We start from the raw sequence: 13624 nt of genomic DNA on the forward strand, positions 1-13624 counted from the left end.
CCTGCTGATCTGAGCGGGGCCACCCATAGAAATGGGGGCCCGCTTTGGCGTTCGCGCCGTCTCCGCAGGGCCTGAGCGAAGTCCTTGAACAGAAGGAGCTTCGGCTGATGCAGCGAAGTCTGCCATCCATCGCGAGCGTCGCTCTGGACCACGACGACACTGCGAGAGCTCTTCGTCACGAAGTCGGCGACCGATTCGTTCGCTATCGTCCGGCCCTTGCCGATCACCACCAGGTGGTCGGCCATCAGGGCCATCTCGGCGAGCAGATGGCTGCTGACGAAAACGGACCGCCCGGACGCGGCGAAGTCCTTGAGGAAGCCGCGTAGCCAGTTGATGCCCTGCGGGTCGAGTCCGTTGGCCGGCTCGTCGAGGATCAGCGTGTGCGGGTCGCCGAGCAACGCGGACGCCAGCCCCAGCCGTTGGCCCATACCGAGGGAGAAACCCTTCGGCTGCTTTTTCGCCACCGACTCCAGCCCGACCATGTGGAGCACCTCGTCGACCCGCGCGTCCGGCACGCCCGTGGCCGCGGCGAGCATCCGGAGGTGGCTGCGTGCCTTGCGGGTCGGGTGGAAGGCCTTCGCGTCCAGCAGGGTGCCCACCTCGCGCATCGGGTGGCGAAGGTCCCGGTACGGCTTGCCGCTGAACAGCGTCCGTCCGCCCCCGGCGTCCAGGCCGAGCATGAGCCGGATGGTCGTCGACTTGCCGGCCCCGTTCGGGCCGAGGACCCCGTCACCCGGCCCGGGCGGACCTCGAAGGAGAGGTCGTCAACGGCGACCGTGGCGCCGTAGCGCTTGTACAGGCCCGTTGCTTCGATCATGCCCGCTCTCCCGCGGTCGTGCAGTCGTCGGTTCGGGCCGTGCCGGGCCCGGTCAGAAGCGCGCCCATGTCAGCGCCCGAACTTCCAGGTGACGCGCGGAGCCGTACCTCCGGCGACCTCGACCACGCTCACCGGCACAGTGACCCGAGTGCTGCCGGACTTCGCCGTGCAGGTGATCTTCGTGTTCTTCACCGCCGCGAGGTCCGGGCACGACACGCCGTCGACCTCCTTTCCGATCCACGGCAGCGGGTGGTACCAGGTCTCGATGTGCGTGGCCACGAGATCGCCACTGAGGCCCGGGTGATCCTGCACCTTCGCGTACGCGCCGCTGGCGGGATCGGCGGTGTTCTTCTGCACATTCATGCCCGCGAGGGCGGACGTGCCCGCCGCGACAGCGCCGACGAGGACGGCTGGTACCGCGACGGCGATGATTGTTCTGGCTCTCATACTGACCTGCAGGCCGGGATGTGGACGGACACAACCCTCGCCGCCCGCACCCCCCAACCGCCTCGGCCAAAGGGCCACGGTCCCCGTAGGCCGCGACGTCCGGGTCGGTCTTTCGGCCGATCCGGCCGGGCTCCACCCACAAGATCGCGGACAGCCCGTTCTTCTCGTCGGCTCGTAGCCGCGAGAGTCCCGGCTTCTCCGGTGACCCGTACGACGGTGCCGGGCGTGGCTGACGCGTCGGCACACGGTCTTCGACATCGAAGTCGCTGTCCCCCGCGCCGCCGGCCTGTCCGGCGGTGACACGGCTGTCGGCTGCGAGGTGGATCTTGGTGGTCAGCCCGCCGCTGGACCGGCTGATGGTGGTCTGCCGGTTCGCCCGCCGGGGCTCGTGCTGGACGATCATGGAGTCCACCCGACATGGCCCGGTGCAGGTCCTCGTCGGCATCCGCCTGGGCCACCAGTGCGGTGAACACCCGCTCCCAGGTTCCGTCGACGGCCCACTTCCGCAGCCGGTTGTAGACACCCCGTCAGATCACCTCACGGTGATCTCGGCAGCGGCCACTCGACCCCGGCCGGCCACGTTGACTCCCCACGAAGCACGAGGTGATGAGCTTGGTGGTCACTGACTGTCCATCGACGAGATCGCCGAGCGCCTCTTCGTCGCCCCGGCCACGGGCTCGGCCGCCGCCCCGGTGTGGATCCGTGCTCAGTGCGCGCACTGCTGGCCGACCACCGGGCGAAGATCGCTCCAGTTCCGGGGGGCTCGGCTTGAAAGGCAGGCAGTGCCTGGGTGTGCGGGGTGCGACCAGGTCTGTCTGCGGGTACTCGCGGCTGGCAGTCAAAGGTCCCCTGCGCCGGCAGCGCGCCGCAACGACAACGCCCTACGACAGCATCGCGTTCAACTGAGTAGTCCAGACCTAGGGCTACTTCATTCCCGTGGTGGCGATTCCCTTGACGAGGTAGCGCTGGCCGACGAGGAAGACGATGAAGACCGGGATCAGTGTGATGACGGACATCGCGAACAGGGATCCCCATGAGGCTCCGCTGGTGGCGTCGACGTAGTTGCGCAGAGCCACGGGAGCCGTCTGCAGTTCGGGTTTGGTCAGGTAGATCAACTGGCTCAGGAAGTCGTTCCACGTCCAGATGAAGGTGAAGATGGCGGTGGTGGCCAGAGCCGGCACGGAGATCGGCAGCAGGATGCGGAAGTAGATGCGCCAGTACCCGGCTCCGTCGATCTTGGCCGCCTCGTCCAGCTCGGTGGGAAGACCCCGGAAGAACTGGACCATCAGGAAGATGAAGAAGGCGTCCGTGGCCAGGAACTTGGGAACGATCAGCGGGAGGAACGTGTTGACCCATTCGATCTTCGAGAACATGACGTACTGCGGGATGATGAGCACGTAGATCGGCACCATGAGGGTCAGCATCATCATGCCGAAGAAGAACGCCCGCCCGCGGAACTTGAGCCGTGCGAAGGCGTAGGCCGCCATGGAGCAGCTGAGCAGGTTGCCGAGCAGTGCCCCCAGGACGACGATCGCCGAGTTCATCAGATAGACACCGAACGGGTGTGACAGGGCGTTCCAGCCGTCGGCGTAGTGGCTGAAGTCGGTCTCCGTGGGCAGCAGTGAGGGATCACGGAAGATCAGGGCGTCGGGTTTGATCGAGCTGGCGATCATCCACAGCAGTGGGTAGACCATCACGAGCCCGAAGGCGATCAGCACGATGTGCTTGAGCGTGGCGCGGACACAGGCCGCCCGCCTGTATCGGTGCGCGGCAGGCGTGGGAGCGGGCGAAGAGGCGGCTTCGGCCTTCAGAGGTGTCATCTCACTTACCGTCACCGTAGAACACCCATCTCTTGCTGAAGTAGAAGTTGATTGCGGTCAGGACGCCGACGATCACCACGAGCAGCCATGCCATGGCCGAGGCGTAGCCCATGTGGAGCCGGCCGAAGCCCTCGTCGTACAGGTACAGCGAGTAGAAGAGGGTCGAGTCCGAGGGGCCTCCCGTCCCGCCGCTGACGACGAACGCCTGGGTGAAGGACTGGAAGGAGCTGATGACCTGCAGAACGAGGTTGAAGAAGATGATCGGGGTGAGCAGCGGCAGGGTGACGTGCCGGAACTGGTGCAGGCGGCCGGCGCCGTCGAGGGCGGCTGCTTCGTAGTACTGCTCGGGGATCTGCCGCAGGCCGGCCAGGAAGATCACCATGGAGGAGCCGAAGGTCCACACGTGCAGGACGACGAGGCTGTACAGCGCGGTGTCCGGGTTGGAGATCCAGCCGGGCCCTTGGACGCCGAACAGTCCGAGGAACTTGTTCACCAGGCCGTCGGTGCCGAAGACCTGTCGCCACAGGATGCCCACCGCCACCGAGGCTCCCAGGAGCGAGGGCAGATAGTAGACGGACCGGTAGAACGCCAGCCCCTTGATGCCCCGGTTGAGGACCATCGCCAGGGCGAGGGCGACCGCGAGCAGCAGCGGCACGCTGAGGGCGACGTAGATGAAGGTCACGCTGAGGGACTGACGCAGTCGGGGGTCGTCGAGCATCTTGCTGTAGTTCTCGAAGCCCACCCACTTCGGAGAGCTCAGCAGGTTGTAGTCCGTCATCGAGAAGTACAGCGAGGCGATCATCGGACCGAGCGTGACGCCGGCCATGCCGACGAACCACGGCAGAAGGAACACCCATGCGGTCCGTTCTTCTTTTCTGGCCGCCCGGCTCAGGGGTCTGCGAAGCACAGTCATCGTCCTCGGGTTCTTGGAACGGGTGCGGGATTCAGGAGTCGCCCGACGGCGGCTCGGTGGGGGGCGACGAGGCCGCTGGGCTGCGCACGACGGCGACGTCCGTCGCGTCGAGGACGAGCGTTTCCCCCGCCTCGACGCGGCGCCCGGTGATCAGGTCGGTGCCGGAGCGGTCGAGCGTGACGGTCGCCTTGTCCTGCCGGTGGTTCAGCAGGAACAGGTAGACGCTCGTCTCAGTCCGTCGCTCGGTGACCTCGACGCCCCGCGGTGCGGCGTGCACCGGTCCCACCCCGGCCAGGTCCAGGACGTGCCGCACCAGCGCCTCGAGGGCGTCGTCGTCCAGACGGGTGCCGATGTACACGGCCCGGCCCCGGCCGAGTTCGTGCTCGGTCACCGCCGCCTTGCCGGCGAGATGACCCTTGCGGTAGACGGCGAGCGGCCGGGCGGTTTCCGGCTCGAGGTCGTCCTGCCACGAGGAGGCGGTCGCCAGGAGTCCGTCGAGCGCCGCCTTCCCGGCCGCCGCCTGGACCGGCACCGCCGCCTCCGCGGGCAGCGGGGAGAACTCCTGAACCTGTGCTCCGATGATCTCGCGCAGGGCGCCCGGGTAGCCGCCTTCGACGATCCGGTCGTCCTCGTCGACGATCCCGGAGAAGTACGAGACGACGAGATGACCGCCGTCCTCCACGAACTTCCGTACTGCCGCGCTCTGCTGACGTGTCATCAGGTACTGGTTGGGGACGACCAGGACGAGGTAGGGCGACAGGTCGTCGTCGAGCGTGACGACGTCGACCGCGACCTGGCTGTTCCACAGGGCGCGGTGGTGCCGGGCCGCCGTGTCGCGGTAGTCGAAGGTGTTGTCGGGGTGGGCGCAGCCCTCCACGGCCCACCAGTTCTGCCAGTCCCACACGATCGCCACCCGGGCGCTGGTACGCGCCGTGGCGACCTCGTCCAGGGCACGCAGCTCGTTGCCGAGTGCCTTGACCTCCTGCCAGGTCCGGGTCTTCTCACCTCCGTGCGGGAGCATCGCGGAGTGGAACTTCTCCTGGCCCTGGGGTGAGGCCCGCCACTGGAAGAACATCACCGCGTCGGAGCCGTGCGCGACGGCCTGGTAGGAGCCCAGGCGCATCCGGCCGGGCTGCTTGACCTGGTTGATCTTCCACTGGCTCACCGCGCCGGCGGCCTGTTCCATCAGCATCCAGGGCCGGCCGTCGCCCAGTGAGCGCATCAGGTCGTACTGGAAGGCGGCGACGGCCATCGAGTGGGGCTTGCCGGGATCGGGGTAGCAGTCGAAGGCGACGACGTCGAGTTCCTTCGCCCACCGGTGGCTGTCGGTCAGCCGGCAGCCGAAGAAGTTGGTGGTCGCCGGCACATCGGGGGTGATCCCGTGCAGCAGGTCGCGTTCCTGTGTGACGAGTTCCAGCAGGTTGTCGGAGGTGAAGCGGGAGAAGTCCAGCTCACGGGAGGGGTTGCTCCAGCCGCGCACGGGCTGCGGCAGATGCACCTGGGACCAGTCGCTGTAGCGCTGGCTCCAGAACGCCGTGCCCCACCGGCGGTTGAGCTCGTCCAGCGTGCCGTACCGCTGTCGCAGCCAGGCGCGGAAGCGGTCGTCGCACCGGTCGCAGAAGCAGTCCGAGTGGTACTCGTTGCCGATGTGCCACATGGCCAGAGCGGGATGCTTCCCGTACCGCTCGGCCAGCTTGGTGGCGATGCGCCGGCTGCGGTCCCGGTAGACCGGGGACGACGGGCAGAAGTGCCCCCGGCTCCCTATGCCGTGCCGCACCCCCTGCCGGTCGACCGACAGGATCTCGGGGAAGTCCGTGGCGAGCCACGGCGGCGGCGCGGCGTTCGGGGTCGCGAGGTTGACATGGATGCCGTTCGCCCACAGCAGGTCCATGATCTCGTCGAGCCAGGAGAAGTCGAACCGGCCGTCGGCCGGCTCCATCATGGCCCAGGAGAAGATGCCCAGGCTCACGAGCCGCACGCCTGCGGCTCGCATGAGCCGGACGTCCTCCTGCCACACCTCCTTCGGCCATTGCTCTGGGTTGTAGTCCCCGCCGTAGACGACTCCCGGCAGTCGACGGCGATAGGTGGTCATGCGCGGATCGTTCATGCGCGGATCGGGCACAGCGGGGATTCCTTCCGGACGTGCTGCTTACAAGTGGGGGATCACATCTGGGACTTGATCTCGGAGATGAACTTCTCGGCCGCCTCCTTCGGCGACACACGGTTGAACAGCACGTCCTCGTTGAGGCGCTGGAAGATGTCGGGGACAGCGGGACCGGCCTTGGCGTTGGGGATGTGGACCGCAGTTGGCTTCAGGGCGTTGACGCGCTTGAGGTAGTCGGCGATCCGCTTCTCCACCGGGGACAGCTCGGGTGTGATCGCCTTGAGCACGTCGGGGTTGACGGGAACGCCGCGGTCGAACTTCTGGATCTTGCCCGCCTCGGGGGAGTTGACCAGGAAGTCGAGCAGCTGCGCGGCCTCCTTGGCGTGCTCGGTCCGCGCGGAGGCACCGTAGAAGATGCCGGGCTTGGTGTAGGCGCCGACCTGGGTGGCTCCGTCCTCGCCGGGGAAGAGGAGCAGCTTGGCCTCGCGTCCGCTGGCGCCCTCGATCGCACCGAGCTGGGTGACGGACAGGTCGCTCATGGCAGCCTTGTGCTGGGCGACCAGGCCCTGCTCGACACCGGCTCCCGACGACAACTGCTCGATCGCGGCCTCCGGGCTGGTCGTGCCACCGCTGTCACGCAGCTTGACGACCCATTCCCAGTAGGCCGCGACAGTCTCCTCGGAGAAACCGATCTTGCTGCCGTCCTTGGTCCAGTAGTCCTCGCCGTGCTGCCGCAGCCAGGTGCCCAGGTCGTTGGTGTAGAGCGGCATCGCAGTGCCGACCAGGCCCTTCTTCCCCTTGGAGATGGCCGCGGAGGTCTTCACATAGTCGTCCCACGACCACTTGGTGTCGTCCGGGAGAGGCACGCCGGCCTGCTTGAACGCCACCGGATCCGCGACGATGCCGAAGCCGCTGTCGCCGGCCGGAACGCCGTAGAGGCCGCCCTTCACGGTCGTCATCGCCATCGAGTTCGCGGGCAGCTTGTCCGTGCGCAGCACGTCCTTGACCTTCTTCAGGTCCATCAGCTGCCCGTTGTCGATGTAGGAGTACATGTACGGGTCGGTGATCTGCAGGACGTCGGGCATGTCACCGGCTGCGGCACCGGTCGACAGCTTCTTCCAGTAGTCGTCCCAGTTGGAGTACTCGGGCTGGACGTCGATGTCCGGGTGCTCCTTCTCGAACACCGCGATCATCTGCTTGGTCATCTCGTGCCGGGAGTCCGATCCCCACCAGTTGAACCGGATGACGGTCTTGCCACCGTTACTCCCGGAGGAGTCTCCGGCGCAGCCCGCGGTCAGGACGAGGGCGAAGACCGAACAGGTCAGCCCGACCGCCCGGAGTCGGAGGCGTCTGCTCGAACGGGACGTGTGGTTCATGTTGGTGCTCCTCTGCTGCCATCACTGGGCGATGCGCCCAGACGTCGGGAACGTCGTCTCAAGAAGCCGGCGCAGGACGCCGACCGGCTCGCCGCGTGGCGGCGGACTGCACAACTCGTCTGCTTTGCGGGCCACGAAAGTTACATGCGATCCGAGTGCCGGCAGTCGGCCGGCTCTTCGGGATCCCAGGTGGGCTGCAGCGGCTCTGACAGGGGTTGTTGTGAACGTACGCTGGACCTTTGAGTCGGCGATCCGAGCTGATCCGCGGGTGTGACCGCGAGCATCGCACCGAGTTGAGGGCTGTGTGCGTCAGCAATAGTGAACGTTCACGCGGCGAGCGTAGTAATCGACCACATCTCGGTCAAGGGTTCTGCAGGTAACACTTGGGTACTTGGTAGGACTTCGCCGGTTCCGGGCCGGTACGGAAGCGGCACGGACCGCGCGGGAAGACGCCGGGTCAGCGCTTTCCGCCCGGTGCTGACGGGGCGTCGGGCGCTCCCGTCCGTCCGGATGCCCGGTGCACGACTGCCGGGTTGGCCGGGCCGACGGGCTAGAAGGTGTGGTCCGTCCTCGCCGGGCCGGATGACTCGCGCAGCACGAGGCGGCAGTCGAGGTCCAGTTGCAGTTCCGGCTCGGTCTCCTCGCGGATGCGGGCGAGCAGTGCCTGCATGGCCCGCCGGCCCATGGCCTCGCGATCGAGGTCCACGGTGGAGATGGAAGGGTTGAAGTACGCGGTGAACTCCTGGTTGTCCCAGCCGAAGACGCTCACGTCCTGCGGGACCCGCCATCCGCGGTCCTGGAAGCCACGGATGGCGCCCATGGCGACGTCGTCGTTGGCGGCGAGAACCGCGGTGACACCGGAGTCCGCGGACAGGCTCTGGGCAGCGTCGTAACCGGACCGCACGGACCAGTCACCGTCGATGACGGCGTAGTTCTCCAGACCCCGCTCGGCGACCGTCCGCAGATAGACCTCGCGTCGCTTGCGTGCCGACATCCAGTCCGTGCTGCCGGCGACGTGGACGAAACGCCGATGCCCCAGGGAGACGAGGTGATCGATGATCATGGCGGCCGGCTCGCCGTCAGCTGTGATCCCGTGGGACCGCATCTGGTCGTCGTACTCACCTATGACGACGGTCGGAGTATGGTCCAGCCCCAGCTTCTCGAGGTCACCGATGGGGGTGAAGGACAGCACTCCGTCTGCCTGACCGGAGTCGAGCAGGGCGCGGACGCGGTCGCCCCTGACCCGTTCGTCGCCTTCCAGGCCGACGATGTCCAGCAGGTAGCCGGCCGCCTGTGCCTCGGCGGAAGCTCCCCGCAGGATCTGTGAGGGCACGAAGGTCGTCATGGCCGGCAGAACCACGGTGACACGGTTCGACTTGCGCGTGCGCATCGACCGCGCCACCAGGTTGGGCCGGTAGTCCAGGTCGGCCACGGCCTGCTCGATGCGGGCCACCGTCTGGGGCTTCAGGCCACCGTTGCCCCGCAGAAAGCGCGAGACGGTCTGATGCGACACTCCCGCGCGCGCCGCGACGTCGAGAATGGTGGGACGTTTCCTGGACTGCGGCTTCGGCCGTTTCACGTCCCGCTCCGATTTCTCCGGTCCCGTGTCCGCGTCCACCATGCTGCCCCCCGCCGCATCTCCACGCCCCGCACGCCCATCGGTACTCTACTGCCGGGTGTGCCAGGGCCGTCCGGGCCCTTGACTCTCCCTGTCTCGCCGGAGCCGACCACATCGGCCGGCCGAGCCCGGCTGTCCTGCGGATCGTCCGGCCCTGCCTGCCGCACGGTCCCTGTCCGGGCCGTGCGGCAGGCCGCCGAGTCCGCCGTCACCGGGCGGCACGCGTTCGTCATGTCAGACCCGCACAGTCCAGTGCTGGTTCGTGTGCGACTCGTCGTTCCAGCAGGTGTACTGCAGCAGCCGGGCCCCGTCCGTCGTGAAGGCCGAGTCCACGTCGAGGCACTTCCCGGAGTGACGGGCGACGATCTCGAAGTAGCCGGTGCCTGTGGCGCGCAGCTGCCACTGCTGGCTGGTGCGGCCGTCACAGGTCTGTTGGACGATCGGTGCCTTGTCCGCCGTGGAGGAGCCGGACACGTCCAGGCACAGGCCGGAGTGACCGTTGAGGATCTGGTAGTAGCCGCCACCGACGGTGTGCAGCTGCCACTGCTGGTCGGCACTGCCCGAGCAGCTCCACTGCTGGACCTCGGCCCCGGCGGTGGTGGAAGAGCCGACCACGTCGGCGCACTTGCCCGAGTGCCGCGCTTTGAGCGTTGTCGAGTCGGCGAGTTGGGACAGTGTCGACGTGAGGACCGGCACGTAGAAGTCGGTGATGCCGGCGATGTTCGGGTGCGTACCGGTGCCGCCGCTTCCCGGGAAGGTGTTGACGAGGTCGTCGAAGGTGTACGCCACCCGCTGCGCGTCGACGCGTGTGTCGAGGGTCGTGTCCGCGAAGACGTCGGCCACCGTGACGCCCCACTTCTGGGCGGCTTGCAGGTACACCTGGCGCAGGGCGAGCTGGGTGTCCCAGTCCCGCGAGCCCATCTTGTGCGCGGCCACGTACACGAGCTGGGCGGTCGGCCACTTCTGCCGCATGGTGCGGATGGTGGTCTCGAGCGCTCCGGCGTAGGTGCCGTTGTCGAACGTGGCGGGGTCCTGGGAGGCGCTGACGGTGCCGACCGTGTAGGTGTGGAGGTCGGAGATCTGGGCGGCGTCGTTCGTACCGCCGTCGAAGACGACGAAGTCGGGCGCCTGTGCGCCGGCGTTCTTCACCTGGGTGAGGATCTGGTTGCTGGTCGGACCCACGGTCGCACCGTTCACCGCGGACTTCGTCAGCGTCATGCCCTCACGTTCGGCGAGGAAGTTCATGAAGCTGCGGGAGTACTTGTGGCCCCAGACGATGCTGTCGCCGAAGGCGTAGACGGACGAGCCGGAGAGGTTTCCGTAGGCGGCGTTCGCGGGGCGGGTCAGCCGGAAGTTGTCGATCGACTGCACGCCGGTTCCGTAGTAGTTGCAGGCCACGAACTTCGCCAGGTTCGTCCCCGTGATGCTCCCCGTGGCGGAAGCCAGCACGATCGGCGCGGCCTCCTTGCTGGTGATCGTGTACTGCACCTTGCGGAGGGTGAAGTCCATGTGCAGATCGACCGTGTACCACTTGGCCCGGTCGAAGCTGATCTTGGTCCAGCTGGGATTGAGCGTGTCCGGGGCGGAGGTGGAGTCGGAGTCGGGTCCGGTCACGGCGTAGCGGAGCTCCGCCGAGGTCGCGGCCAGCCCGAAGACGAGGTGTCCGGTGTTGTCGCGCAGTTCCAGACCGGTCTTCATCGCCGTGCTGGAGATGCCCGTCTTCCAGTCGAAGCGCAGATCGAGCGTCTTCTCCTGCGTGACGGACGACGCGAACGGCCGCACGGATGTCGTGTAGTTCGCCATGCCTGTCGTGATGTTCAGTACGCCGTTGCTGATGGCGGCACCGGTCGGAAACCCGAAGTTCGCGGGGGTCGTCTGAGCGTCGAACGTCTCGTTGGTCAACGTCGCGCCCGGGGTTTCGGCGGCGGAGGCGGGCGGAGCTGTGAGGAAGGCCGAGAGGAGCAGGATGCCGGCGGCCAGGGAGCCGGCCCATCTTCGGGGCCGACGGCCCGTTCTGCGCATGACCGTATACACGTGATCTCCCTTGATCTTTGGTGATACCGACCGGTGCCCGGCGGGGAGGAAGGGGCCCGGCCGTGGCTCGGCCCGAGGACCGCAGAGAAAAGCCACGAAGTACCGGGAAGGATGAGGTGTCCGACACCTGCAGGGGCAACTTAGTGATCGTTCACCTGAGCGGTCAAGAGGACTGCAGGTGATCGTTCACTACGCGAGGACGCCCACGGCATACCTGAGCTGACCCCGCTCCGGACCGCGGCCGAACTCTTCCCGTCCACACCATTGACACGCAAGCGTTACAGCCAGTCTTATGTGCGCCATCGTTGGTTTCAGTCAAACCTCTGATCGTCAGGGCCCCGCCATCGCCTGTCGGCTCGATCGCGCTGCGCCCGACGCCCCAGCCTCGAAGGTTCGTGACGGATGCCATCGACCCTCAATCGTGATCGTTCACTATCCGGCAAGTCCGCCTGACACGGAGGTAGTGCAATGAAGTCGAACACCGGCCCTTGGTCGCGCCGCAGATTCCTCACCACGAGCGGGGCGGCAGCCCTCGGGGGCATGGCGCTGAACCTCGTCGGCGGCCTCCCGCGGGCCGCCGCGGCCGGCGGCGTGGTGTCCTACGTCGACACGTCGAGGTCCACGTACGACAAGATCGCCCTGATGGTCGACGGGAAGCCCTTCTACCACAGTGGCGTCCAGTTCCGGTACGAGAAGCACAAGTACACGTTCGGCTGGACGGACGCCCAGTTGAAGCCGGTGCTCGGGATGATCCGCGACGACGGGTTCACCGTGGTGAACATCCCGATCTGGTGGTCGCAGATCGAGCCCTCGAAGGACACCTTCGACTGGACCGACATCGACAAGTACCTGGCCTGGTGCGAGGAGTACGGCCTGAAGCTGGAACTGCTGTGGTTCAGCCATGAATCCACCGGTTCGTCCATCGCGGCCCGGGTGCCGGCCTACGTGATGAACGACTACCAGTTCGTGGTGAGGTCCGACGGCACCAGACTGACCCTGAACGGCAACCCCCTCCTGGACAAGACCGATCCGAACCTGCTCGCCAGGGAGAAGTTCGTACTCGGCCGACTCATGAACCACCTCGCGTCCGCCGACACCGCGCACACCGTCGTCGGCATCCAGGTACTGAACGAACCGAACGTGTCGAAGCAGCAGGGCGGCCAGGCCATCGACCGGAGCTACAGCACGTACAGCACCGACCTGTGGAACAGCGGCGGGTACTCCGACGCGACGAAGTTCCGCAAGGACGTGCTGCTCAACTACCTGACCCAGCTGGGACAGGTGATCAAGCAGTCAGACCACTCGGTGTACACCCGGACCAATATCGCCGGCAGCGGGGACACGGTGCCGGTCGCCGAGAACGAGCTCCTCAGGAGCCAGGGAACGGCGACCATCGACTTCCTCGGAAAGGACCCGTACACCAAGGGCCTCGACACGCTCTACAACTACGGGAGGGACGGCGTCTGGGCCCAGGGGAAGAACTTCCCCATGATCATGGAGAACTTCGGAGGATCCTCGGCGGCGGACGTCGAGAAGTTCAACGCCATCGCCGGCAACACCGCCCACAATCTGTACGCCGCCCTGGACCCGGACTCCAGCACGGGTAGCAGCGACCATGGTCTGTACAACTTCAACCCCACCACCAAGGTCGTCACCCGCAAGGCCGTCTCGGACAAGGTCGCCCGGCTCAACCGCGCGCTGAACAAGATCCACCGGGACCTCGCCAGCAAGACTCCGGTGGAACGCGGCGGAACCAACCTGCAGACGTTCAACCGGGGCGCGACCGCAAGCACCACGACCACCAAGCCCGTGGGCGGCGTCAACATCACATTTACGACATCCAGCGGTGCGCAGGCATTCGGCGTCAGGCGCGGTGCGGCCGAGTTCGCTTTCACCACCACGACCCAGGCCACGTTCACCCTCCCGGGAACCATCGGTGTCGTACGGTCCGTCGAGGTCGGCCGGTACGACACGAACGACAACTGGGTGAAGTCCGGCATGAAGGCGTACAGCACCGTGTCCGGGAACACCGAAATCACCCTGGCGGCAGAGGAATGCGTGCGGGTCGCCTACCTCGTCAGCGGCGCGCGGTACAAGCTCAGGAACACGTCCTCGGGCAAGTACCTCGACACCGATGCGGAGGGTGCGGTCATCCTCGCGTCCGCGACCACCTACGACGACCAGGACTGGATCGTCGCCAGGGATTCCTCCGGATCCTGGACGATCAAGAACGTGCGGACGGGGCGCTTCTATCTGGAAACCGCCTCCACCGACAACAGCGTCGTCTGGAATTCCGGCACCGTCTCGAACACCTCGCTCTGGGACCTGGAAGGAGTCCCGGCAGGCGGGCTCCGTGTCAAGAACGCCTCCGCGGGAAGGGGCTACCTGTACCGGAACTCCGCGGATGAGGCGAAGTGGAACACGGGAACGCAGGACGCGAGCACGATCTGGGAGTTCCAGCCCAAGTAGCCGCCCGCCCGCCGTCCCCTGTCCCC

Annotated in this window: 8 protein-coding genes and 1 pseudogene; 1 reads left to right on the forward strand and 8 read right to left on the reverse strand. The window is 66.8% G+C overall.

Annotation, left to right across the window (positions count from 1 at the left end):
• Window positions 1-164: 164 nt before the first annotated feature.
• From ACZ4UU_RS01060 to ACZ4UU_RS01095, 8 genes and pseudogenes are all read right to left on the reverse strand, one after another.
• A pseudogene (locus ACZ4UU_RS01060) lies at window positions 165-817 on the reverse strand (ATP-binding cassette domain-containing protein); the annotation flags it as partial.
• A 69-nt stretch (window positions 818-886) separates the two neighbouring features.
• The gene (locus tag ACZ4UU_RS01065; RefSeq protein WP_468035753.1) at window positions 887-1264 is read right to left on the reverse strand and encodes a hypothetical protein; all 378 of its coding nucleotides are present in this window, start codon (window positions 1262-1264) and stop codon (window positions 887-889) included.
• 923 nt (window positions 1265-2187) lie between these two features.
• Window positions 2188-3084: a carbohydrate ABC transporter permease gene (locus ACZ4UU_RS01070; protein WP_468035755.1), complete on the reverse strand. Its 897-nt coding sequence runs from the start codon at window positions 3082-3084 to the stop codon at window positions 2188-2190.
• 1 nt (window position 3085) lies between these two features.
• Window positions 3086-3937: a carbohydrate ABC transporter permease gene (locus tag ACZ4UU_RS01075; RefSeq protein ID WP_344455350.1), complete on the reverse strand. Its 852-nt coding sequence runs from the start codon at window positions 3935-3937 to the stop codon at window positions 3086-3088.
• Window positions 3938-4028: 91 nt separating this feature from the next.
• Window positions 4029-6089: a beta-galactosidase gene (locus ACZ4UU_RS01080; protein ID WP_468035757.1), complete on the reverse strand. Its 2061-nt coding sequence runs from the start codon at window positions 6087-6089 to the stop codon at window positions 4029-4031.
• A 71-nt stretch (window positions 6090-6160) separates the two neighbouring features.
• Window positions 6161-7477, reverse strand: coding sequence for an ABC transporter substrate-binding protein (locus ACZ4UU_RS01085; RefSeq protein ID WP_468035759.1), 1317 nt, complete (start codon window positions 7475-7477; stop codon window positions 6161-6163).
• A 550-nt stretch (window positions 7478-8027) separates the two neighbouring features.
• Complete coding sequence (locus ACZ4UU_RS01090; RefSeq protein ID WP_468035761.1) at window positions 8028-9056, reverse strand: LacI family DNA-binding transcriptional regulator; 1029 nt, start codon at window positions 9054-9056, stop codon at window positions 8028-8030.
• Window positions 9057-9329: 273 nt separating this feature from the next.
• Window positions 9330-11129, reverse strand: a complete 1800-nt coding sequence (locus ACZ4UU_RS01095) for an RICIN domain-containing protein (RefSeq protein WP_468035763.1) — start codon at window positions 11127-11129, stop codon at window positions 9330-9332.
• Window positions 11130-11597: 468 nt separating this feature from the next.
• Between ACZ4UU_RS01095 and ACZ4UU_RS01100 the strand changes: the two genes are divergently transcribed.
• Window positions 11598-13598 carry an RICIN domain-containing protein gene (locus tag ACZ4UU_RS01100; protein WP_468035765.1) on the forward strand — a complete coding sequence of 667 codons (2001 nt, stop codon included), beginning with the start codon at window positions 11598-11600 and terminating at the stop codon, window positions 13596-13598.
• The last annotated feature ends 26 nt before the right edge of the window (window positions 13599-13624 follow it).

The sequence above is a fragment of the Streptomyces sp. NPDC028907 genome (genome assembly GCF_055564995.1).

Bases quoted from the DNA above. Each gene is read 5' to 3' on its own strand.
- ACZ4UU_RS01100 (WP_468035765.1), top strand. From the start codon at position 11,598: ATGAAGTCGAACACCGGCCCTTGGTCGCGCCGCAGATTCCTCACCACG.
- ACZ4UU_RS01080 (WP_468035757.1), bottom strand. From the start codon at position 6,089: ATGACCACCTATCGCCGTCGACTGCCGGGAGTCGTCTACGGCGGGGAC.
- ACZ4UU_RS01070 (WP_468035755.1), bottom strand. From the start codon at position 3,084: ATGACACCTCTGAAGGCCGAAGCCGCCTCTTCGCCCGCTCCCACGCCT.
- ACZ4UU_RS01085 (WP_468035759.1), bottom strand. From the start codon at position 7,477: ATGAACCACACGTCCCGTTCGAGCAGACGCCTCCGACTCCGGGCGGTC.
- ACZ4UU_RS01065 (WP_468035753.1), bottom strand. From the start codon at position 1,264: ATGAGAGCCAGAACAATCATCGCCGTCGCGGTACCAGCCGTCCTCGTC.